25 protein-coding genes are annotated in these 21,466 nt (G+C 32.3%); 5 read left to right on the top strand and 20 right to left on the bottom strand.

Annotated elements, in window-relative coordinates; translation table 11 throughout:
- Positions 1–3 precede the first annotated feature (3 nt).
- From DFQ09_RS17890 to DFQ09_RS19205, 11 genes are all read right to left on the bottom strand, one after another.
- The gene (locus DFQ09_RS17890) at positions 4–291 is read right to left on the bottom strand and encodes a helix-turn-helix domain-containing protein (RefSeq protein WP_115812841.1); all 288 of its coding nucleotides are present in this window, start codon (positions 289–291) and stop codon (positions 4–6) included.
- Positions 292–366: 75 nt separating this feature from the next.
- Entirely contained in the window at positions 367–1,953 is a 1,587-nt protein-coding gene (locus DFQ09_RS17885) for a type IV secretory system conjugative DNA transfer family protein (RefSeq protein WP_115812932.1), read from the bottom strand.
- Between the two features lies 1 nt (position 1,954).
- Positions 1,955–2,983, bottom strand: a complete 1,029-nt coding sequence (gene mobB / locus DFQ09_RS17880; RefSeq protein WP_115812839.1) for a MobB family relaxase — start codon at positions 2,981–2,983, stop codon at positions 1,955–1,957.
- Between the two features lie 4 nt (positions 2,984–2,987).
- A complete protein-coding gene (locus DFQ09_RS17875; protein ID WP_115812837.1) occupies positions 2,988–3,380 on the bottom strand; it encodes a BfmA/BtgA family mobilization protein in 393 nt (130 codons plus the stop codon).
- Positions 3,381–3,769: 389 nt separating this feature from the next.
- On the bottom strand, positions 3,770–3,967 hold the full coding sequence (locus tag DFQ09_RS17870) for a hypothetical protein (RefSeq protein ID WP_020897019.1): 198 nt from the start codon (positions 3,965–3,967) through the stop codon (positions 3,770–3,772).
- 10 nt (positions 3,968–3,977) lie between these two features.
- Positions 3,978–4,358 (bottom strand): DUF6876 family protein, encoded by a 381-nt coding sequence (locus tag DFQ09_RS17865; RefSeq protein ID WP_115812929.1) that lies wholly within the window; start codon positions 4,356–4,358, stop codon positions 3,978–3,980.
- 78 nt (positions 4,359–4,436) lie between these two features.
- A complete protein-coding gene (locus DFQ09_RS17860) occupies positions 4,437–4,790 on the bottom strand; it encodes a single-stranded DNA-binding protein (RefSeq protein ID WP_092470009.1) in 354 nt (117 codons plus the stop codon).
- Positions 4,791–5,489: 699 nt separating this feature from the next.
- The gene (locus DFQ09_RS19010) at positions 5,490–5,657 is read right to left on the bottom strand and encodes a hypothetical protein (protein ID WP_175455637.1); all 168 of its coding nucleotides are present in this window, start codon (positions 5,655–5,657) and stop codon (positions 5,490–5,492) included.
- Positions 5,658–7,108: 1,451 nt separating this feature from the next.
- On the bottom strand, positions 7,109–8,035 hold the full coding sequence (locus tag DFQ09_RS17845) for a L,D-transpeptidase (protein ID WP_115812831.1): 927 nt from the start codon (positions 8,033–8,035) through the stop codon (positions 7,109–7,111).
- Entirely contained in the window at positions 8,032–8,769 is a 738-nt protein-coding gene (locus DFQ09_RS17840; protein WP_115812829.1) for a peroxiredoxin, read from the bottom strand. The genes DFQ09_RS17845 and DFQ09_RS17840 overlap by 4 nt, the downstream gene beginning before the upstream one ends.
- Positions 8,770–8,891: 122 nt before the next feature.
- A complete protein-coding gene (locus DFQ09_RS19205; RefSeq protein ID WP_394347287.1) occupies positions 8,892–8,972 on the bottom strand; it encodes a hypothetical protein in 81 nt (26 codons plus the stop codon).
- A 210-nt stretch (positions 8,973–9,182) separates the two neighbouring features.
- Between DFQ09_RS19205 and DFQ09_RS17830 the strand changes: the two genes are divergently transcribed.
- Genes DFQ09_RS17830 through DFQ09_RS17820 form a run of 3 tightly spaced genes read left to right on the top strand, consistent with a single transcriptional unit; the run spans position 9,183 to position 11,751 of the window.
- Complete coding sequence (locus DFQ09_RS17830) at positions 9,183–9,965, top strand: MlaE family ABC transporter permease (RefSeq protein WP_115812827.1); 783 nt, start codon at positions 9,183–9,185, stop codon at positions 9,963–9,965.
- Complete coding sequence (locus DFQ09_RS17825; RefSeq protein ID WP_115812825.1) at positions 9,962–10,723, top strand: ABC transporter ATP-binding protein; 762 nt, start codon at positions 9,962–9,964, stop codon at positions 10,721–10,723. Before DFQ09_RS17830 ends, DFQ09_RS17825 begins: the two co-directional genes overlap by 4 nt.
- A 38-nt stretch (positions 10,724–10,761) precedes the next feature.
- Complete coding sequence (locus tag DFQ09_RS17820; protein WP_115812823.1) at positions 10,762–11,751, top strand: MlaD family protein; 990 nt, start codon at positions 10,762–10,764, stop codon at positions 11,749–11,751.
- A gap of 77 nt (positions 11,752–11,828) precedes the next feature.
- Here the strand turns inward: DFQ09_RS17820 and DFQ09_RS17815 are convergent, their stop codons facing one another.
- The 9 genes from DFQ09_RS17815 to DFQ09_RS17775 all read right to left on the bottom strand — a co-directional run bounded on the left by DFQ09_RS17815 (position 11,829) and on the right by DFQ09_RS17775 (position 18,726).
- Positions 11,829–12,713 carry an RsiV family protein gene (locus DFQ09_RS17815; RefSeq protein WP_115812821.1) on the bottom strand — a complete coding sequence of 295 codons (885 nt, stop codon included), beginning with the start codon at positions 12,711–12,713 and terminating at the stop codon, positions 11,829–11,831.
- Positions 12,714–12,925: 212 nt separating this feature from the next.
- A complete protein-coding gene (locus DFQ09_RS17810) occupies positions 12,926–14,893 on the bottom strand; it encodes a heavy metal translocating P-type ATPase (protein ID WP_115812819.1) in 1,968 nt (655 codons plus the stop codon).
- A 118-nt stretch (positions 14,894–15,011) separates the two neighbouring features.
- Positions 15,012–15,935 (bottom strand): mechanosensitive ion channel family protein, encoded by a 924-nt coding sequence (locus tag DFQ09_RS17805; RefSeq protein ID WP_115812817.1) that lies wholly within the window; start codon positions 15,933–15,935, stop codon positions 15,012–15,014.
- 9 nt (positions 15,936–15,944) lie between these two features.
- The gene (locus DFQ09_RS17800; protein ID WP_115812815.1) at positions 15,945–16,241 is read right to left on the bottom strand and encodes a chaperone modulator CbpM; all 297 of its coding nucleotides are present in this window, start codon (positions 16,239–16,241) and stop codon (positions 15,945–15,947) included.
- A 1-nt stretch (position 16,242) separates the two neighbouring features.
- Positions 16,243–17,127 carry a DnaJ C-terminal domain-containing protein gene (locus DFQ09_RS17795; RefSeq protein ID WP_115812813.1) on the bottom strand — a complete coding sequence of 295 codons (885 nt, stop codon included), beginning with the start codon at positions 17,125–17,127 and terminating at the stop codon, positions 16,243–16,245.
- Positions 17,127–17,339, bottom strand: a complete 213-nt coding sequence (locus tag DFQ09_RS17790) for a hypothetical protein (RefSeq protein ID WP_115812811.1) — start codon at positions 17,337–17,339, stop codon at positions 17,127–17,129. Before DFQ09_RS17790 ends, DFQ09_RS17795 begins: the two co-directional genes overlap by 1 nt.
- A gap of 289 nt (positions 17,340–17,628) precedes the next feature.
- On the bottom strand, positions 17,629–17,925 hold the full coding sequence (trxA, locus tag DFQ09_RS17785) for a thioredoxin (RefSeq protein ID WP_115812809.1): 297 nt from the start codon (positions 17,923–17,925) through the stop codon (positions 17,629–17,631).
- Positions 17,915–18,313, bottom strand: coding sequence for a DUF302 domain-containing protein (locus DFQ09_RS17780; RefSeq protein ID WP_115812807.1), 399 nt, complete (start codon positions 18,311–18,313; stop codon positions 17,915–17,917). Before DFQ09_RS17780 ends, trxA begins: the two co-directional genes overlap by 11 nt.
- A gap of 2 nt (positions 18,314–18,315) precedes the next feature.
- Complete coding sequence (locus DFQ09_RS17775; protein WP_115812805.1) at positions 18,316–18,726, bottom strand: hypothetical protein; 411 nt, start codon at positions 18,724–18,726, stop codon at positions 18,316–18,318.
- Between the two features lie 103 nt (positions 18,727–18,829).
- Between DFQ09_RS17775 and DFQ09_RS17770 the strand changes: the two genes are divergently transcribed.
- Positions 18,830–20,332: a sensor histidine kinase gene (locus DFQ09_RS17770; RefSeq protein WP_115812804.1), complete on the top strand. Its 1,503-nt coding sequence runs from the start codon at positions 18,830–18,832 to the stop codon at positions 20,330–20,332.
- Positions 20,332–21,384 (top strand): response regulator, encoded by a 1,053-nt coding sequence (locus tag DFQ09_RS17765; RefSeq protein ID WP_115812927.1) that lies wholly within the window; start codon positions 20,332–20,334, stop codon positions 21,382–21,384. The genes DFQ09_RS17770 and DFQ09_RS17765 overlap by 1 nt, the downstream gene beginning before the upstream one ends.
- The last annotated feature ends 82 nt before the right edge of the window (positions 21,385–21,466 follow it).

The following is a 21,466-nucleotide window of genomic DNA, read 5'->3' as shown; positions in this document are numbered from 1 at the left end:
TGCTTATAATAAATCAAGGTCTTGTAATTTTCTGCCGAACTCATCATCTACCGCCAGTTTTTTGAAATCATCTTCAAGATTCAGCATTCTGAACACGTTAAAATAGTGCCCTATTGCTACAGCTGGGTCTCCTTTTTCAATACGATAAAGTGTTGCTCTGTGAATACCTGCACGTTCAGAAACCTGCTCTGTTGTTAACTTCCTTCTTTTTCTTGCCAGCTTTATATTCTCACCTATCTGTTCAAAAATCTTCTGATATTTAGGAAGAAGAATGGTTTTCTTAGAATTCATTTTGTCGCTTATTTAAAACAAATATAGACATATCGCTACAAATAAGCGACAATAATCAACACACGTTACGTCTAATCACTTAAAAATTGATTGTACCTCTTCATAAATCCTATCAAAATTGGCTTGTAAGTCAGCCTCAGAATAATCCCGTGACCTTTTTGGTAATCGTTTTTCAATTTTAGGCAATTTAAATTGAACTTTTCTATCCTTTCCATCAGCGAACGTAATAAATTCACCTTCTTTTAGTCTAAAAAACACATCAGCTCTAATTTTGGAGACTTCACGTTCCCCTGTTGTAATTCGGGTGTCAAAATTGAGATTATGACCACGATTAACACTAGTGGTTTCTTTCTTTACAATTTCAAAAAAGCGTTCATAATATTTCGCGGTGTCCGGATCATTTACCTTACCAAAGAACTGATACGATAAATTACTCAAAATGGCTTTACTAGCCTTATCTCCATACATCATATCGTTTTGAATTTTGTCTTGCATCACGTAAATCGTGGCAATATCATAACTTCGTAACGTCGCAGGAATACGGTGCATATTTAGTAACCGAATTGTAGGAGCTTCTTCCATAAGTAAAAATGAAGGATTTGAATTTCGCACGCTCATTTGCTTTGTGATGGTATGCACTATAGTGGCAATAATTGGCGAATACGCAGTCTCATATTTTGGAGTATTGACGACTGAGATCACAAGCGGTTGCTCTTGCGTATTAATATTAAGAGGAACATCATCTGCAGACAGGATCATAAAAATACGCTGTGTACTTATTTTTTTAAGCGCATTAGCCAACGTACTCTTTACTCCTGCGGTTTGCCTATCAGAATCTTTACCACTAATAAAAGCATCCGCCATCGCTCTAGATGTTGTATTAGAACTTAAAAACGCGATTAAACTATCGGTATCTAAAAATTGATACATTGCTATTAAGTGGGGCAATGTACATAGATGGGGATAGGAGGTACGCAATTTCCAAATCAGTCCACCGATTAGTCCTTCAGCGGCATCATTAAAGAATTTGGTTGTGCCTATACTCCCCGACTCTCTTTGTTCTAATAGGTTTTCAATTAGTACCCGTGCGACTTCGTTTACGCTTTCCTCATTAATCATATATCGCGGTGCTATTGGATTTACACGATCGTAAATAGTATCGAATGAAATCACTTTAAAATCAATTTGTTTTTTTTCAAATAAAGGGAATGCCATTTCTGTAATTTCAAAGTTTTTATAATCGTGAATTACACCCGAAAATTTATAGTTGCTAAAATGCTGTAGAAAATTAAAAACGACACTCTCTGTTTTCCCACTTCCTGCAGAACCGATTATTGAAGCGCCTCGTTTGATATTATTAATTTTAAAATTACCACGTTTAGTTTTAAAATGAACCTGGTGCTTAGCATCAAAATTATATTTTTCCTTGTGAAGAAACACATATAAAACGGTATTTATAAGCAAGAGTATACAGCCTATAAGAAGCAACACTATATACCATTGCTTTTCGTAGTAGCTGATATTAAAAAGTAGCCCTAAACAAATTACAGTCCAAATAAGATTAATAAAAAAGGCATATTTAGTTATTTTGAAAAGGCTATAAAACAACAAGCTCATTCCAAATATCACTCCAATAACAGCTATAATTCCCTTTATGTCCATATCATATACCAATGGAACTTGATTTAATTGCCACCTCCACACCACGTTTTAAATACCTAATGGTTTTGAGCGCTAATTGTACTTGACTTGTTGGAATACTAGCCATAGGCACACCAGATTTCGACAACATTTTAAAAGCAACTGCTTTTTCACTTGTTGGCAGTCCTAATAGTTTTGTAAAGTAGAGCTTCGGATTTTTAATAAAATCTTTTTTCGATTTATAGGATGCCACATAGTTCCGTTTGTAGCCAAACGTTTTATCAAAAGTGCCTTCTGCTTTTGTAAAAAAGGCATCTCTATCAAATCCTCGTTTCACTAATTTTCCGTTCATCATAACTTCCGAAGCTTTGTATTTAGATCCTGGAGACAAACTCACAGAGTTTGAGGTGTCTTTTCGACTCACGATGATATGAATATGACTTTGATTACCCGCTTTTTTCATGCCTTGAACAATTCGTTTTCCATTCTGTTGATGCGGTGCATCAGCCTCCAATTTAAGTATATCGGATTTCATCTGTTTTGTATCACCTTCTAATTGACCTTGTTCAATTTTTCGAATATCCTGTTTTAACTGCAATATTTTTGTAGCAAATGGTTGGTTCTCTCTTACTTGTTTATCTGTGCCTTTAAATTTACGTTGGTGTTCAATTTTAGCAAAATATTTTATGTTGTCGACAGTTATCGGTTTACCATTAATTTCACGATTGAAGGACTTTGCATAATCAGTCATTAGAGCTCTACTATATCTTTTTAAATCTTCAGAATTATTTTGTAAGTTTCGTAACTCTGACTGACTCGGATTTATGGTAATAGAATAAAATTTCGGTTCTTTCTTTTTGAGTTTTGCTGTATTACCATCAATTTCTTTCACGACTTCTTTAGCTTCTATTTCATCCCCATATTGATTAAAAAAATGCTCGACATCGTCTTGCTCCAAGCCTTGATTTTCTTTCTCCAGATATGCAACAAAATCCACAGAACTTTGCGAATAATCGCCTCCTAATTTTTGAGCTGTGATGGTGATATACATATTCTTATAATTGATTATTAGACTCTTTTTTTTCTACAAACTGAACGTTCTTTTGTTTGAGTTCTTTTTCCAATATGCCTTTCTTTTCTGCTGACTCAAATTCCATAAACAAGGATTGTAACATGGCAGTTGTAGGTTTATCATGGTGCTTTTCAATGTCTTTTATGATGGCGATTACCGCATTGATTCGTTTCTTGATTTGACTTTCTAAAGTTTTCATATTCGGTCCTAAAGTTTCGTTTGGAGACATCCCATTAGTTTCAAAAAAGTCGAGCATCATTAAAAGTGTCATTGATTTTGAGCGCGACATTTTTTTACAAAATTCATTAAATTTTTGAGCCACTGAAGTTTTAATACTTAGACTATCAAACCGTTCTTTTTCATATCCTTTATCCATATTTCCTTGAAAAATTTGTTGTTTTTATTGGGCTAACAGCTTTTTTCCGTGAAAAACGATGCTAAAACTTCAAAAACCAAAACAATCAATCGCTGTAAACTACTGAGTTCACTAGGGTTTTAGAAAAACTGAAAACTGAAACATCGCGCTAGCGTGTTACCCTCTTGCTATTCCTTTTCGTCCAGCGCGCTGGACAAAAAAAATACCATTACACCCAAAAATGTAATGGCTTTTACCGTAATACGAATTGAAATTTGATTTTTTATGAGTGTTCTCTTTGAAGTTTAAAAGTATCTTTAGTAAACCGCTCTTTTTGTTGCAGAATATAAAATATCGGAACAAAAAAAGACTGCCTTTTCAGACAGCCTCTTGGGTTAATAATTTAGATTTTAAATATTAAAAACATAGTCGTAAGAATACAAATTTCTTAGAGCTTCTTCTTCCAAAAGTGTATCATATTTAATATGATGTTCTTTGGCATAGCGTTTCAAATCATTTCCAAATTCATGCTCAACATCTTTTTTGGAAACCGAAACCAATCGTTCTTGAGTTTCGTTATCGAGGTTCGTATAATTGAGATATACCATAGTGCAATTTTTAATATTCACTTGGAAGCATTAGCGTATTATTTACAAAAAATAATCGCAATTCATCCAAAGGAAAATCGGTTACATTATATCGGTGCGTTTCAAAAATTTTATCATTTCCATCACTATAATTAATGATGGCTTCGCATTGCTTTTCAATCTGTTCCTTTTCAGAAAGTCGTTTAAAATCAATGGTAATAAATTCACTTCTATTCGATAAACTTTTTGCAATTACGGATGCATCTGTTATAAGCCAAAAACATTCCGCTTCATTAGCCAAATATTTTAATCCGTCAGTAAAACGCGTCCCAATTAATGGAATTTTAAAGAACATTTCGGTACCGCAAAAATGTTGTAAATCAGCTTTTATTTTGTTAACTTGTGTCTTCATTGTAATTCTATTTAGTAAGATTAATAATGAAAAAGAGAGCGCATCTTTTGGATAGGAACGCTCTCTTTTAATTTTCAATTATTCAGTAGCGTTATCTCCTTTAATTCCTAAAAGCAATATTTCATCTACGACCACTTCGGTAACGTATCTCTTTTCTCCGACTGCGGTTTCATAAGAGCGGGAGGTTAATTTCCCCTCTAATGCTACCTCTTTTCCTTTGCCCACGTATTTCTCTACGATTTCGGCAATCTTTCCCCATGCTACAATAGTGTGCCATTGGGTGTCTGTCACTTTTTCTCCCTTAGAATCTTTGTAAGATTCATTGGTTGCGATTGAAAATTTTGCAACTTTCTTACCGTTTTCAAGGTTTGTAATTTCTGGCACGTTTCCTACGTTACCAATTAACTGTACTTTGTTTTTTAGAGTACTCATAATTAAAAAATTTAAAGATTAATATTTACCAATCTGAACGATTCAGAAAGGCTTTGTTATTGATTTACTTATTATATCCAGAGCGTTTTCCTTTTTTTGTTTTTTTAACTTTTGTTCCGCTTTCTTTTTATTTATTTTGTAAGATTTCATAAGATTCATTTTAGATTTACTTCCCATAGAGCCGACGCTGTCACCTTCTTTTTGTTGCTTAGTGCGCTCCAATATTCAGCTTTGTTTAGACATATAAAAAGTGCGAGGGTAGCCTGCGCTGAGCATTATCGAGAAAGGAAATACATTTTCTTTTGAAGATAGCTAGCGAAGCTATTAGAAGTGAGCCTGGTTATGCTGTCGTTCAAAGCTGAATGTTGTTATTTTGCTGTCAAAAAAAGGGATGACGGTGTTGGATTACGGAAGTAATTCTAAAGTCTTTGTGAAATATAAAATCATAGGAAGTGGAACAAAATGCAAATACATTTTTATCCTATTTAGCGAACTTGATTCACGCTTTTTACGTGAGAATAGAGTGTTCCTTTCCTGCAGAGCGGAAAGGGTTAACGGAATGAAGCGTCAAAAGTGGGGATTAGGTTCAAGACCTTTTTTAATGAAGCTCTTTTATCGGAATGAAGCTTTTTGCGGCATGTAGAGAAATGTGCTGAATGGATTGATAATATAATCTTCTCCTGTAAACTAAACATTATTTTAAAACAACTTTACTTGAATATCCAAAATACCATCGTTTTTTGAAACTTTATTCTTTTTAAAAATGACTTTTAGAGCTTTTCGTCGTTTCTCATAAATCCATTTTCTAAGATTATTCAACATACCCATTTCATAATCCGAAAGTTCTTCTTGTGCTATTTCAATCATAATTTCTAATTGGTCTTTTCTTTTAGTCTACATTGCATATTGAAACACTAGTCATGCCATGTGTAAATGTTTGCCCATTCTGTTTACATGGGTCCTTCAAAGGTAATTAAGTATAATATAGGCTAAAGTCTCAATAAGTGATGCCATTCTATCTCCAGTCATTGAGCTAGCTATTCGTGATAATTGTATTCTTCTGAATATGTCTTTTGGTATGGTATTTTCCATTCCAATTTAAAAACGGTTATATGACTTATAATGTAATCCATAAAATCGAAGACGAAATCGAACTGAACTACTTTTAAATTTTCCCTGATGTGAGATTTTAAATTAAACGTTATCTAATAATACTTGATAATTCGCAGGATACTTATCTCTTCACTAAGCCAAATGACTTTCTCCACTATCGGCATCGTAATTTTCACTATATAATTGATAAGACTTTCAACTTCTGGTACTGACATATTGGGTTTTTCAGATACTTGCTTCATGATACTTAGTTTTTTTTGATTAAACAATATTTGAGCAGTATCTATACGAAAGCTAGAATTACAGCATAAAAGGAAGCGGAATAAATAAGTGTTTGATGATACATAAGCTTTATGTCGTGATCTTTTATAGAGGGTATTTTACGAGTTTATCTTTGTGCTGATATTGATTAAATACTTTCTATTTATCTTTTTTTTATAAAGGACTCTATAATAAAATAAGAACCAGCACAAATCTGCCCCTTACTTCCAACAGCAAAAGCTAATCGTTTAACTCCTGAATTTTCTTATCAAAATTTCCTATACACTCTTTCAAACGTGCTTCACGCTTGTTTATCTCTTCTGAATATTTCTTTTCAATATTGGCAATTTTGGTTTTAATACCCTTGCATCGAATTGTCGAATTAAATATAAGAAAGGCACCATTTCATCTACCGAAATTGATTTTTTATTTTCGATATAATCGGTTTGACGAATCATTTAAACCTAACTTCAAATTACTTGTTATTCTCAATATGCCTCTTACGGGTTTCTCTTTCGTTGATTTTAACGTTCAGTTTTCAGCTCACATTCAGAATAGTCGTAACGTTAGTATTCTTTCATAATTGCTTCTATAGTAGGTTTAATCGGAACTTCAATTATTTCAATATCATTCAGAAGGTAGACTTTCAATCCCCTTTTTTCCAATTACGGTATAGTTAGCTGGTTATTGTCGTCAGCTACCCAATATTTGCGAATTTCAAGAATCAACAGTATTTTTTTTTAACTGATATACATAATTTCAGTTGTGGCATCGACTTTGCAACTTTGGTCTTGCACCATTTACCTTCTAAAATCTGTAACATATATTAGTTGTTTACAGACCCACACATAACGTTTGAAGAAATAGCATTTATAAGAAATAATACTCTTGAAGAAATTAAACAATTATTGAATGAAGCTGAAAAGAGTTACAAATTAGTTTATTTAATAGATATCCTTTAAGGTAATAATATCGCCCATTTCATTAACGACACTCAAATCGTATCGAATATTTATCTTGGTGTTGATAGGTGCATAAAAATAAATAACCCAAGCATCGGCTTCCTTAACACCAATACAGCCATTAGAATAAGCTTTCCCTAAAGTTCTAGGATTAGTAGTCGGATGAATAAGCTGTCCGTAGCGTAGCCCGTTTATTTCTGTCTCTATAAATGGAATTTGGGGCAATTTGGTCACTTTCCCATCATCTCGTTTGGTTACAAAATATTGATGATTATTTACCGGATTTACATATCTGGGATTACGCACATGATTAATAATAAACCCCTTTCCTGTTTTTGTTCTTAAATCCTGAATTCTTCCTGACATTTCTAAATATTTCATCTCATCTCTACCAACTCGGATAGGAAATTCAAAAAGTTGAACTGAGTCCTCATAAATGCGAAGTTTAAATTCAGGGATATTGATATCTATCCTTGTGTTATCAAATGAATTCAATATTTTTTTAGCTTTACTAGAATCTGGGATTATAATTGTATTTCCCATCGGTAAGGCTATCATCTTTTTTTGATTATAAACAAAAGAATCCTTTGCCATCATTCTATAATAATCCGTATTTTGAAGAGTATCTATAATCCAAGGATTAGCTCTTACTAAAACGTGTTCGCTTAAACCATAAGTTGTTAAAGGCTGATATCGATGAACAAGAGAATCTAAATAGTTAAAGTAATTCTCAATTAACACCTCTTTCTGTACAACTACTTTTTTTACTGAAATGGATTTAGAGAAAATTTCAGTATTTGCCAAATTTAAAGACAAATTAAAAACCTCATCTTTTGGACAGCAAAATTTAAGCGTAAACAATAAAATGATAGTGATGGATATAACGAAAAACGCCACGATTTTTTTCACCTTACAAGCAGTTTAGGCTTCTTCAGAATCTTATCTAATACTTCTTTCTTACCTAATGGTTTTGTACAAAAGAACCAATCTTTACAGTTTAATTCATCTGTAGATGTCATTCGTTCTTCTGCAATACCACAAGAGCCTGCTGGCGAAATAATAACATCATCACCAGGATTCCAATCAGCAGGTGTAGCCACTTCAAATTCATCTGAAGTTTGCATCGCAATTAAAGCGCGATAGATTTCATCGAAGTTTCTACCAAGACTTAACGGATAATAAATAATCGCCCTAATCATGCTTTTAGGATCTATAAAAAACACTGCTCTAACCGCTTGTGTTTTACTTTCGTCAGGCTGAATCATGCCATATTTTTTGGCGACTTTCATAGCAATGTCTTCAATTAATGGAAATTTGACTTCAATGTTTTTCATTCCATTAAATTCAATTTTTTCCTTAATAGTTCGCAACCATGCAATATGGCTGTATAAACCATCTATTGAAAGTCCTACCAATTTACAATTGGCCTTATCAAACTTATCTTCTAGATGAGCAAAAGTTATAAACTCGCTTGTACAAACAGGTGTAAAATCTGCCGGATGGCTAAATAAAATAACCCATTCTCCTTTATAATCTGAAGGAAAATTAATATCGCCTTGTGTTGTTACCGCCTTAAAATCTGGTGCTTTATCTCCAATCCTTGGCATTGATATTATTTGCTCATGATCTTGTAGTATTTCCATAATATTTATTTTTAAATTCTATCTATAGCACAATTTACTTAGGATTGTGCTTTTGTTTTTTAAGTTATTATCTCCGCCAACAAATTGGGTGACCAATAGTAGAGAGCACATGTTTAGCTTTTTCAAAAATCGTGCTTAGTATGATAATCAAACGAGACCGTTTCATCATCTTGCGCAACTTTTACTTCGCTGATATTGTTAATCTCAGAAAGTCTCTTAATAATCGTGTTTTCACAACCACCACATTTTAAGTTTTATATATGAACCGTAGTTCTCATATTGCTTTTTGGTATTACTAAAATTAGTTGGAATAAGTTTCATGTAAAATGATTTATATCAGTCTTTAAATATGACTTATATCATTTTGTAAAACTCATCATTCTAATATATTTGGTTACACTCTTAAACAAAGCATGTCTGGAAATTCTAAAATTAAAAATCGATTACATGTGTTCTTAATTGAACTAGGAGACTTATCGTTTTTTACGAGTCGTTTTTTCAAGGAAGTATTTAAGCACCCTTTTGAGTTGAAAGAGTTGTTCCGCCAGTGCTATAATATGGGCAATCGCTCCTTATTATTGGTTGGTATAACATGTTTTATCATAGGTTTAGTATTGGATTTACAGACGCGTCCTACATTAATGGAATTTGGGGCTGTGTCCTGGATGCCATCCATGGTTAGTATTTCTATAGTAAGAGAAATTGGACCTATTATTACTGCTTTGGTTTGTGCAGGCAGAATTGGCTCTGGCATAGGTGCCGAATTGGGGTCAATGCGCGTTACCGAACAAATAGACGCTATGGAAGTTTCTGGGACTAACCCGTTTAAATACCTTGTTATAACACGTGTATTGGCAGTAACATTAATGTTACCCTTATTAGTAATCATTGGAGATGCCATTTCTCTTTTTGGTTCTTTTTTAGTTGAAAATCTTAAAGGCAACGTGTCATTTACACTTTATTTTAATCAAGTTTTTGATTCTATTGAATTTGGAGACATCATTCCTGCGACTATTAAATCTTTCTTTTTTGGTTTGGCTATCGGAATTGTGGGATGTTACAAAGGTTATTATTGCACTAAAGGTACCGAAGGTGTTGGTAAAGCTGCTAATTCTGCCGTAGTGGTTAGTTCTTTATTGCTATTTATTATCGATTTTATTGCTGTGTTTGTAACAGATATTTTTTACGATTTATGAAAGACAACAAAAACATATCAAATCCAGAAATAGTTCTTCAAATTATGGACTTACACAAAAGCTTTGGAGATAACCATGTGTTAAATGGCTTTAATATGAAACTTTATAAAGGTGAAAACTTAGTCATTATGGGTAAGTCTGGTTCAGGGAAATCTGTAATGATAAAATGTTTGGTGGGTTTAATGCAAGCCGATAGTGGTTTAATTTCAGTTATGGGTAAAGATATTACGACGTTAACTCAAGAGGCTTTAGATATTTTAAGAGCTGATATTGGATTTTTGTTTCAAGGTAGTGCGCTGTATGATTCTATGACTGTTCGTGAAAATTTAGAATTTCCTCTAAGACGTCATTCTAAAAAAAAGCCCAAAGATTCAAATACCGAAGCACTTGTTTTGGAAGCTTTAACCAACGTTGGTTTAGCTCACGCTATAGATTTAATGCCTTCGGAATTATCTGGTGGTATGAAACGTCGTGTGGCTTTAGCGAGAACTTTAATTCTTCAACCCAAAATCATTCTTTATGATGAACCTACTAGTGGATTAGATCCTATTACTGCAAAAGAAATTATCATTCTTATGCAAGACGTTCAGAAAAAATATAACACCTCGTCACTTATTATAACGCATGATGTAGATTGTGCTCGCGTTATTTCAGATCGTATGTTGTTGCTTATTGATGGTATTGATTATGCTGTTGGTACATATACAGCTTTATCAACGTCTGAAGACCCAAAAATTAAAGCTTTTTTTAAACATTAATATGCCTTTCATTTAAAGGAAGACACAAATTATATACAATGAAAAAAACAAACTCACAAAAACTACGATTGGGATCTTTTGTCCTCATAGGTACCATCCTTTTTATAGCAGGTGTGTATTTAATTGGGCAACGTCAAGATATGTTTAAAAAGACCTTTACATTGAGTTCTTATTTTCAGAATGTCAACGGTCTTCAAAAAGGAAATAATGTACGCTATTCTGGTATTGATATTGGGACGGTTAAAAATATTTTAATGATTAATGATTCTACAATAAAAGTAGAAATGTCTATCGAGGAAAAGATTCTTTCGCACATTAAAAAAAATGCGATTGCTACTATTGGATCAGACGGATTAGTTGGGAATATGATTGTGAATATCGTTCCAGGAAAAGGAGTGTCAGAAATTATAGAAAATGAAGACATTATAGTATCTTACAGTAGAATTGGAACGGATGATATTTTAAATACTCTTAACACAAGCTCTGAAAATGCAGCTATACTGACTTCAGATTTGTTGAAAATTACAAACAGAATTACAACAGGAAAAGGCACCATAGGTGTGCTTATCAATGATACCGTTATGGCACAAGATTTAAAACAATCTATTCATAATTTAAAAATAGCAAGTCGTGGTGCTTCTCATACTATTGCAGAGTTAAATAGTATTGTTTCTTCGGTAAAAACAGAAGATAATACCATTTTAGGAATGTTGTTGAATGATTCTATTTCAGCTGGAAAATTGAAAACAGTTGTAACTAATCTTGAGATATCAAGTGCAGAAATTGAGACGCTGTTAAATAATGCCAATGCCGTTGTAAGTGATTTTAATTCTAGCAATGGAGCTTATAATTATATGGTAAAGGATACCTCGTTGGTTAATAGCTTAAAATCTACGCTTAAAAATATAAACGAAGGCACTGATAAATTCAATCAAAATATGGAAGCCTTAAAACACAACTTTTTAACTCGTGGTTATTTTAGAAAATTAGAACGACAAGAGAAAAAAGAAGTTAAAACGAAAGAATGATTGTATGTTATAATAGCTATAATTGTTTTGGCTTCCCAATACCGTTTTTAGTAGAGCGTAATTCTATAACGTATAAATTAAAAGACTAACGGATTAGACTCGTATTTTTTTAAAACCGATAGCAAATCTGTTAAAGGAATTTCTATGGAGTACGTACCAGTATAGGATGGGCATATGACACAATCATCAAAATAAAATTCTATATATGTATCATTGAGTACAAAGTTATTTTTACTCGTAAAAAAATCATCCGAAGAAACTTCCCAACAGTCGTAATACATGTCTCCTTTACCAATTTGACTGTTTATACTTTCATTTATAATACTTACTAATTCTTCTTCTGACCCTTGATTAAAAAAGTCTTCATAAGTCATAAAAGTCCCTCTGTTTAAATCAAAATTAAAACAATCAAAAGAAAAGCTAGGATGCATTGCTCCGTTATAAAATTTCTCTTTGTAAAACAATACGCTTACAAGTTGGTCATTTACATTATAAATTTTGTAATCTATAAAGCGTTCTTCCCTAAAAGTTTTTGCTGTAATACTATCGCATAATAATTTATTCTCTAAGATATCCGATTCTGTTTGGGTGATATTAATGTAATAATCATTAATAAATTCATTGAAATTACTGTTCGTGGGTTTATAAGATTCGTTGAGCAATGGGTATTTAAAATTGATGGTGTAATCTTTTTTATCGACGAGATATTTTTTATCAATAATCAATTCTTCTAGCTCTTCACTTTCGTCTTTTTTTTCAATGAATTGTTTTTGCTTTAATTCAATAGTAATAGATTTATTTAAGGATTCAATATCTAAGTCCTTTATTTTTATAGTATCCTTCACTATTGGATTTGTATCTTCTATAAGATTATGATCAATGTTGCTTTCTTCTCGCTTTTCATTTTTACAAGTTAAAAAGATTAGAAATAATAATACTATATATAAATATTTTACATTCATAGTTTTACAAATTGGTTGCGTTTTAATTTACCTGTAATCTCATCTGTTTTTATTTAGAAACCAACAGGGAAATTTATCTGGATTTTTGTGATGAAGCTAATTTATTCAGAATGTTTGCTTTAGACTATGATATTGGTCAGTTCTACTAAAAATCAAATGAGTTAATCTCTTTCTTTGTTTAAAGGTCAATTGTAATTTTAATAAAATAGCAATTAATTCACTTTGTAGCGAAGCAGTCGTAAAGCATTTAAAACCACTACAATGGTTGAGCCTTCATGAAAAGCAACAGCTAAACCTATATTTGTTAACCCTAAAATGGTTACTGGAACCAGCAGCATTACAACACCAAGACTTATAAAAATGTTCTGTTTTATAATACGTTTAGACGCTCTACTCAAACCAATAACAAAAGGTAAATTTTCAATTTTATCTGACATTAAAGCGACATCGGCTGTTTCTAAAGCAACATCACTTCCTGCGGCTCCCATGGCAATACTAACGGTGCTCAATGCCATTGCAGGAGCGTCATTAACACCATCTCCAACCATGGCTATTTTTTTGTCGCGTTTGATTAATTGTTTTATAGCTGAAACTTTATCTTCTGGTAGTAAGTTCCCTTTGGCTTCCGTGAGTCCAATTTGTTTGGCAATGGCATCTCCAACATTTTGATGGTCACCTGTGAGCATAATCATGTGTTTAATGCCAATTTCTTTTAAACGTAATAGAGTAGAGGTAGCCGTTTTTCGAGGTAAATCCATAACACTAATTAGTCCAACAATTTCATTATTAAAAGCCACTAGCATTACGGTGTGTCCATTTTGTAAAAGTTGATCCATTTTAGAGTGGATAGAATCATTCACTTTTATGTCTGAGTCTTCCATCAGTTTTACATTTCCGATGAATGCTTTTTTGCTCTCATAATTTGCTTGAATACCTTTTCCTTGAATGGCGTTAATATTTGAGGCTTTATTATCGAAATCAATAGTGTATTTTAGCTTTAAATCATTTGCTATGGCTTTTGCTAGTGGATGATTACTTAAACTTTCGATTTCAAACACCAGCTTAGCCAAGGTCTTTTCATCAATATTCTTTAACGGAATTAGATTTGTAAGTTTAGGTTTTCCTTCTGTGAGTGTACCGGTTTTATCAAAAGCTATTGTTGTGATTTCGCCTAAATCTTCTAAGGCTTTTCCACCTTTAATAAGTACTCCTTTTTGTGCTGCTCTTGCAATACCACTTAAAACAGCACTTGGTGTAGAAATTGCCAAGGCGCAAGGGCTAGCAGCAACTAATACTGTTATAGCTCTATATAAACTAGTATCAAAACTTTCGTCTATAACCAAGAATGCAAAACACAATAGAAATACAACGATAATAACAATGGGTACATACCATTTTTCGAATTTTTTGGTGAGCCTCTGGGTTGGTGATTTTTGAGCTTCCACTTCGCTTACCATTTTTACCAATCGTGATACTGTGGAGTCTTTTGTTAGTTTGAGTACTAAAATCTCAATGCTGCTATCTCCATTAATGGTGCCTGCAAAGACGACATGAGTTTTGTCAATATCTTTAAACTTTGGTAAATTTGTAGTGTTTTTAATAAAGGTTTTGTCTACAGGCATGCTTTCTCCTGTTATTGGTGCCTGATTAATGCTTGTGCTACCATTTATAATAACACCATCAGCAGCAATTTTAGTATTAGGTTTTACTACAATAACATCATTAATTTTTAAAGCTTCTATTGCTACTTCTTTAAGTTGCCCGTTTTTTTTAACCAGTGCTGTTTTGGGAGAAAGATGGCCTAAAGCTTCAATTGATTTTTTAGCTTTATTCATGGCGTAATGCTCTAAAGCGTGGCCCAAGCTAAATAGAAATAAAAGCAAGGCGCCTTCTGCCCAACTACCAATATAGGCCGCACCAACAGCTGCAGCAATCATTAAAAAATCAATATCAAATTCGCCTTTAGGAATTTTTTTAGATGCTTCAATAGAGATAAAAAAACCTCCAAAAAAGTAGGAAATTATGTAGCTTAATAAAGACATCCAATCTGCTAAACCTGTTAATTGTTCAATTAAAAAACCTATGCTTAGAAAAATTCCACACAAAAAGGCAAAATAGAGCTCTGTCTTTTTACCTAAAATTTGATGATGAGAGTGTGCTTCTTGTTCTTTATTTGCCATTGAGAATGAAATGATCTTAATTCAAAATTATTAAAAGTACTAATTTATATTGTGCGCCTATGTAAAGATTAAACTGTTAGAAGTGTATTAGCCTATAAATCGAAATGACCGTTATATGCTATTGTGTCTTTTTAGCTTCTTCTGATTGTACCTTTTGTTCAGGAATTTTAATAAGTTCTATGGTCGTTGATGCTAATACTACCTTGCCGTTGGTTGTTTCAAAAGCTTTACGAATATTATCGTGAAGAAGGTGTCTTGTCAATCGTCTTTTTTTGTAATCTACAATATATCTTAAATTAAACTCTACCCAATTATCAGTAAGTCTAATAGCGAGTGTTGGTCCAACTTCGGCATCTTCAATATAATATTTATTTACTACCGCTTCCCATTGGGATTTAGATGCTTTAGTGTATTCGGAAAGGGTTTCTGAAGCAATTTTCAACACAATAGTTTTGGCAAGTTCCATATCAGAACCATAACGAATTGGCAAGTTGAATTGATCCCAGATAAAAGGAAAATCTTGCGAATAGTTATAGATTGGTCCTTTAAAAACGAAGGCATTACTCAGTTTTACAATTCGTCCACTATAATTGTCACTTTCTACCCATTGGCCTATCTCCATCATGGTGGTATAAATGCTATCTACATCAATAACATCTCCTTTAATACCATTGATTTCAATTCGATCTCCCGGTTTATAAACTTTTACTAAAAAGATATAAATAGAACCCGCTATACTTAAAATTAATTCTTGTAATGTAAATGCCAAACCCGCTGTAAATAAGCCTATGATGATTGTAAAATCTTTTATAGATCCAGAAAAATAAGTAATGGCTAAAAAGATTAACAACACATAGCCTAAAATTTCTATGCCTTTTTGGGATTTATAGCGAATTGCAGTATTAGAAATACGCTTTTTTAAATAACGTCTTATCAGCTGAATGGCCAATAAAATAACTATTAAAATGGCAATGAACCTAATCACATTCCAACTAAATGGATTGGCGTTTAACCATTCTTTTATGTATTCTATAGACGTCATAGTAGAGGATTAAAAACCTTCATAAACGCTCAATTTGTTTTTTAAAACACGTACTTCTTCTTGTAGTTGTTCTACTTGTTTTAGTAAATTATAAATGGCATCAATACCTTCAAAATTAATGTCTAAATCATAATGCATTCGCATCATTTTTTCAATAGCATTAAGCTGATTTGTCTGTAAATAATCTTGATTGTCGGTAATAGTGATTTCTATTAATTCGTATTCTTGTAAAGCATTAATAAACTTTATAGGCACATTGTAATGCGTGCAAAACTGTTGTATTGATATAAGTTGTTTTGTGTCCATATTATCGCAATTTTGAGAGTTCTGTAAAAAGTTCTTTTTCTTTTGCTGAAAGATTTTCAGGTAACTTTAAGTTGTAAGTAACATACAAATCTCCATATTGTCCTTCTTTTTTGTATTTAGGAAACCCTTTGCCTTTTAACTTTACTTTAGTGCCGTTTTGGGTTTCTGGTTTTACCTTAAGTTTTACTTTACCATCAAAGGTATTCAACATAATTTCGTCACCTAAAAGGGCTTTGTATAAGTCTAAATCTACAGCAATGTATAGGTTGTTTCCATCCCTTCTAAATGGGGAATTATTAACCACTGAAAACTCAATATACAAATCGCCATTTGGACCACCATTCATTCCTTTTCCGCCATGTTCTTTTATTTTAATGACTTGTCCGTTTTCTACACCAGCAGGAATGGTAATTCGTATGTTTTTGTTATTTACGGTTAATGTGCGTTTGTGTGTGGTGTAAACATCTTTTAGGTCTAGTTGTAGTTGCGCATTGAAATCCTGACCTCTAAATTTTACTTGTCTTCCGCCGCTTCCAGAAGCTCTACCATCAAACATGTTACCAAAAAAATCTGAGAAATCTTCTTCAGAATAACCTCCTTGAGTGCTTTGTGAGCTTCGTTGATACCGCTCTTGCTGTTTCGCTTTTTCGTATTCTTCAGCATGTTGCCAATGTTCCCCATATTCATCGTATTTTTTACGATTTTCAGCATTGCTTAATACTTCGTTAGCTTCGTTAATCTCCTTAAATTTTTGCTCAGCGTCCTTATCATTTGGATTGAGGTCTGGATGGTATTTACGTGCCAACTTACGATAAGCTTTTTTAATATCGTTTTCTGTGGCATTCTTTGAAATACCAAGTATTTTATAATAATCTATAAATGCCATTACTGTTTATTATGAATTTTACTGTATTGTTTTAATATTTGTTTTAAACTTTCGAGATAATCTTCCATAATCTTTATAGTCATATCGGGATGAATTTTGGTAGGAATAGTCATCGGATTTTCATCTAACGTAGCATATAATTCAGGGTAATTCACTTCTATGCTTGTTGTTAAAGTGATGATTTGGTTTTCTATATCTTGAATTGTTTTCATAGTATTTACTTAAAACTTGAGTATATAGTTAATTGCAAATAGAATAATTAAAAATGATAAATATCATGAATAACATGTAGGTTTAGATACGTATTTTTTCCTTCTCCCATTTGAATAATTCTATCCGTTTTTTTGAAAAATTTTCATCAAGTGTTACCTCTAAAAGTCGCAAATCCTGATCACCACACAATTGTTCAACATATTAAACACACAGCAGTATATTTCTGTTTATCACTATAAATGCGCTGGCCTTTGGTTATAAAATTACCTATATGTCCAACATTTCAAATTAATTTGAATTAATAACAGATATAATTTCACTTTTTTGAAGCACCCCAGATTGTCTCCAGACCTGTTTTCCCTTTTTAAATAAAAGCATAGTTGGAACACCTCTTACTTGATATTTCGAAGCTAACAATTCATTTTTATCAATATCAATTTTGATAATTTTTACGTTGTCTTTCAGCTCTTCCTTGACTTGATTTAATATTGGTGCTAATGCTTTACACGGACCACACCAATTGGCATAGAAATCTACTAAAACAGGTGTGTCAGAATTGATGATATTATTAAAACTACTTTTCATTTTCTAATTTATTTATTACGTTTTCGAGTTTAGAGCTAACCTCTTGTGCTACGCTCTCTAATGTAGAATTTCCCACAGCCTGCATAGACACCATAGGATTTATGGCAGATACTTCTATGTTGTTTTGGTAATGCTCTTGTAAAATAACATTACAAGGTAGCATAGTGCCAATTTTATCTTCTGCTTCTAAAGCCTTAAAAGCAAAAGGCGGATTACAAGCTCCTAAAATTTTATACTTTCTAAAATCTTTATTGAGTTTTTCCTTTAAGGTAGCCTGCATGTCTATTTCCATTAGTACACCAAAGCCTTCATCCTTTAGCAAGGCTCTTACCTTAACTTCTATCGTTTCAAATTTTCCGTTTATGGTTTTACTGAAGTAATAACTCATCTTTAAGGTATTTTTAATTCTAGATCCAGTTTTGCCAACAATGTTAATTCAGACTTATTAATACCCGAAAAAGCATAAGCAATTGCAGCAGCCGTTTTTAAGATTAAGCGCCTAATGTCTTTAGTAAATAGATGACTTTGACTCTTTTTATAATTAATAAAATCATCAAAGCATACTTTTGCGTTGAGTTCTTCATCTTCATTTAGCCAATCAAAAACTATTTCTATCTGATAAGCTGCATCTGTACCAAAAGTATCTTCAAAATCATCTACATCTAACCATTGCTCTTTTACTAATACCTTTAATTTATCAAATTCTATGGATCTTACGTTACCATCAGATGCTGCAATAGAGTAAAACAACTTACCAAGGATTTGATAAAACTGTAATGTCATTTTCTTTTTAGTTACCATGCTTTAAGTTTTTTAGAATAAATCAAATTTAGAAATAGTATTATTTTTAAAGAATGATATAAATCAGTTATCTTTATATACTTAACAAATCAAATCACAAAATATGTTCCAGCAAGATCAAGACATATTTAAAGTACTTTTAGACGCCGTCTCTGAAGGAGTTATAGTCGTTGATGAACACCAAAATATTGTTGAAGCTAACGATTCTGCAAACCGAATGTTTGGATACGCTAAGGATGAACTCATAAAACAGTCACTAAACATTTTAATTCCTCAAAATTATCATGCTGGTCATGGCTCACATTTTAATGGTTTTATGAAGCAACAAGAACGCCGACAAATGGGACATGGTCGCGATCTTTTTGGTGCGCGCAAAGATGGAAGTGTTTTTCCTGTAGAAGCAGGACTAAATCCATTCACCATTTACGGAAAAGACTATGTTATGGCTCTGGTAATAGATATTAGTGAGCGAAAATACATGGAGCAAGAACGAAATCATTTGGCTAGTATTTTCCAGGAATCACTGAATGAGATTTATGTATTTGATAACGAAGACTTAAAATTTATAAACGTTAACTATGGTGCACAGAAAAATATAGGTTATAATTTAGAGGAACTTACTAATATGACTCCTACTGATATAAAACCAAATTTTACAGAATCACAGTTCAGAAAAAAATTAGAGTTACTTAATGACGCTGAAGTCGAAAAAATTGAATTTGAAACTATTCATCAGCGAAAATCAGGAAGCACCTACCCTGTAAACGTACACCTACAACGCTCAAAACTAGGAGATAAAGATGTTTTTTTAGCCATTATTTTAGATATTACAGAACAAAAAAATTATACTGAAAAATTAGAAAAAACAGTTGATATTCGTACTGAAGAACTTAAAACGGCTTTAGCTGCAGAAAAGGAATTAAACGAATTGAAAACAAAATTTTTATCCATGGTTTCACATGAGTTTAAAACACCTTTAAGTGGTATTTTAACTTCAACAATGTTATTGAATAAATACACATTAACGGAACAGCAAGAAAAACGAGAGAAGCACATTAATACCATCACGGATAAAGTACAGTACCTCAACACCATTTTAAATGATTTCCTTTCCGTAGAAAAACTCGAAAAAGGTAAAATCAATTATAAATTCACCAAGTTTAAATTGAGTAAAGTTTTAAACGAAGTTATTTATAATGCCAATATGCTATTAAAGGATGGGCAAAAAATTAACTACCCAGAGAACATAGATGATATTTCTTTATTTCAGGATGAAAAGATTTTAGAGCTATCCCTAGCTAATTTAATTTACAACGCCATTAAATATTCCTCTGAAAATACCATTATTGATATCAATATTTCTCAAAATGAAACCACCACCATTTTTAAAGTTAAGGATAATGGTATTGGTATTCCTGAGAAGGATAAAAAAAATATTTTCAATCGCTATTTTAGAGCTGAAAATGCTTTACTCATGCAAGGCACAGGTATTGGTTTAAATATCGTAAAAGACCACTTAGAGAACTTAAATGGTACTATTTCATTTGAAAGTATAGAACATAAAGGTTCAACGTTTGTTATCGAACTTCCTAATACAGCAATATGATGAAAAAAGTTTTACTAATAGAAGATGATACAGTCTTAAGAGAAAATACAGCCGAATTATTAGAATTTTCTAACTACGAAGTTATTACAGCTGCAAACGGAAAGTTAGGCCTAGAAATGGCAATGCACAAGAAACCAGATATTATAGTTTGCGACATTATGATGCCTATCATTAATGGTTATGGTGTATTAGAAGGCTTATCAAAACATCAGGACACTAAATTTATCCCATTTATATTTTTATCTGCTAAGACCGAACGTCAAGACGTAAGAAAAGGTATGGATTTGGGTGCGGATGATTATATTACTAAACCTTTTACTGAAGATGAAATTGTAAGTGCCATAGAGAGCAGAATTGCAAAAGCAGCAATCTTAAAAGATGAAAGAGAATCTGTTAAGAATACTAACGAAAATAATAAAGATGAATTAAGAACTTTAAATGATTTAAAAAACTTCTTTGACGATAATGGAACGATTTTTAACTACAGCAAAAATGATATTATTTATAAAGAAAGTCATAATTCTAATTTTATCTATTTAGTACTTAAAGGTGTTGTAAAGTGTTATAAATTTGATAAAAAAGGCAAAGAGCTTACAACAGCACTTCATAAAGAAGATGACCTTTTTGGTTATACGTCCTTTACACAGAATATACCTTACAGAGAGACTGCCACAGCCTTGAAAGATGTAAAGATGGTAGGTGTGTCTAAAGCAGAGTTAAAAGATGTGTTGGACAAAAACCACAAAGTGACCTTAGAAGTCATTCAGTTATTGACCGATGACCTTACTGGTGCTAAAGACCAATTATTGCAAATGGCCTATAGTTCTGTGCAAAGAAAAACGGCGGCAACTATCTTAAGGTTTGCAGAAAAAATAAATACAAAACCAGAAGATCCTATTAAAATTTCTCGGAACGATTTGGCAAGTGTTGCTGGCATTGCTACAGAAACATTGATAAGAACAATATCTGATTTCAAAAAGCTAGGACTCATAGAAATGGAAGGCAGAAATATAAAGGTTTTAGACCTTCAAAAATTGCAAGATATCCATTAAACATTCACATATTTATCTAATATGACCAATATCATATTTTAAAAGTCAGCATCGTTTTAGATTTGTTTATACTAAGAAATTT

Origin of the sequence: Winogradskyella pacifica (assembly GCF_003386275.1) — a bacterium.
GTDB classification, from domain to species: Bacteria; Bacteroidota; Bacteroidia; order Flavobacteriales; family Flavobacteriaceae; genus Winogradskyella; species Winogradskyella pacifica.
The sequence above is the reverse complement of the archived record's forward strand: the minus strand, read 5'-3'. Positions and strand labels throughout refer to the sequence as shown.

What these genes read in the sequence shown, in the direction of transcription:
- DFQ09_RS17800 (WP_115812815.1), bottom strand. Translation starts at nt 16,241, where the DNA reads ATGGACACAAAACAACTTATATCAATACAACAGTTTTGCACGCATTAC.
- DFQ09_RS17825 (WP_115812825.1), top strand. Translation starts at nt 9,962, where the DNA reads ATGAAAGACAACAAAAACATATCAAATCCAGAAATAGTTCTTCAAATT.
- mobB (WP_115812839.1), bottom strand. Translation starts at nt 2,983, where the DNA reads ATGTATATCACCATCACAGCTCAAAAATTAGGAGGCGATTATTCGCAA.
- DFQ09_RS19010 (WP_175455637.1), bottom strand. Translation starts at nt 5,657, where the DNA reads ATGATTGAAATAGCACAAGAAGAACTTTCGGATTATGAAATGGGTATG.
- DFQ09_RS17865 (WP_115812929.1), bottom strand. Translation starts at nt 4,358, where the DNA reads ATGAAGACACAAGTTAACAAAATAAAAGCTGATTTACAACATTTTTGC.
- DFQ09_RS17805 (WP_115812817.1), bottom strand. Translation starts at nt 15,935, where the DNA reads ATGACGTCTATAGAATACATAAAAGAATGGTTAAACGCCAATCCATTT.
- DFQ09_RS17810 (WP_115812819.1), bottom strand. Translation starts at nt 14,893, where the DNA reads ATGGCAAATAAAGAACAAGAAGCACACTCTCATCATCAAATTTTAGGT.
- DFQ09_RS17860 (WP_092470009.1), bottom strand. Translation starts at nt 4,790, where the DNA reads ATGAGTACTCTAAAAAACAAAGTACAGTTAATTGGTAACGTAGGAAAC.
- DFQ09_RS17765 (WP_115812927.1), top strand. Translation starts at nt 20,332, where the DNA reads ATGAAAAAAGTTTTACTAATAGAAGATGATACAGTCTTAAGAGAAAAT.
- DFQ09_RS17885 (WP_115812932.1), bottom strand. Translation starts at nt 1,953, where the DNA reads ATGGACATAAAGGGAATTATAGCTGTTATTGGAGTGATATTTGGAATG.
- DFQ09_RS17815 (WP_115812821.1), bottom strand. Translation starts at nt 12,713, where the DNA reads ATGAATGTAAAATATTTATATATAGTATTATTATTTCTAATCTTTTTA.
- DFQ09_RS17775 (WP_115812805.1), bottom strand. Translation starts at nt 18,726, where the DNA reads ATGGTAACTAAAAAGAAAATGACATTACAGTTTTATCAAATCCTTGGT.
- DFQ09_RS17770 (WP_115812804.1), top strand. Translation starts at nt 18,830, where the DNA reads ATGTTCCAGCAAGATCAAGACATATTTAAAGTACTTTTAGACGCCGTC.
- DFQ09_RS17890 (WP_115812841.1), bottom strand. Translation starts at nt 291, where the DNA reads ATGAATTCTAAGAAAACCATTCTTCTTCCTAAATATCAGAAGATTTTT.
- DFQ09_RS17870 (WP_020897019.1), bottom strand. Translation starts at nt 3,967, where the DNA reads ATGGTATATCTCAATTATACGAACCTCGATAACGAAACTCAAGAACGA.
- DFQ09_RS17840 (WP_115812829.1), bottom strand. Translation starts at nt 8,769, where the DNA reads ATGGAAATACTACAAGATCATGAGCAAATAATATCAATGCCAAGGATT.
- DFQ09_RS17790 (WP_115812811.1), bottom strand. Translation starts at nt 17,339, where the DNA reads ATGAAAACAATTCAAGATATAGAAAACCAAATCATCACTTTAACAACA.
- DFQ09_RS17830 (WP_115812827.1), top strand. Translation starts at nt 9,183, where the DNA reads ATGTCTGGAAATTCTAAAATTAAAAATCGATTACATGTGTTCTTAATT.
- DFQ09_RS17780 (WP_115812807.1), bottom strand. Translation starts at nt 18,313, where the DNA reads ATGAGTTATTACTTCAGTAAAACCATAAACGGAAAATTTGAAACGATA.
- trxA (WP_115812809.1), bottom strand. Translation starts at nt 17,925, where the DNA reads ATGAAAAGTAGTTTTAATAATATCATCAATTCTGACACACCTGTTTTA.
- DFQ09_RS17795 (WP_115812813.1), bottom strand. Translation starts at nt 17,127, where the DNA reads ATGGCATTTATAGATTATTATAAAATACTTGGTATTTCAAAGAATGCC.
- DFQ09_RS17820 (WP_115812823.1), top strand. Translation starts at nt 10,762, where the DNA reads ATGAAAAAAACAAACTCACAAAAACTACGATTGGGATCTTTTGTCCTC.
- DFQ09_RS17875 (WP_115812837.1), bottom strand. Translation starts at nt 3,380, where the DNA reads ATGGATAAAGGATATGAAAAAGAACGGTTTGATAGTCTAAGTATTAAA.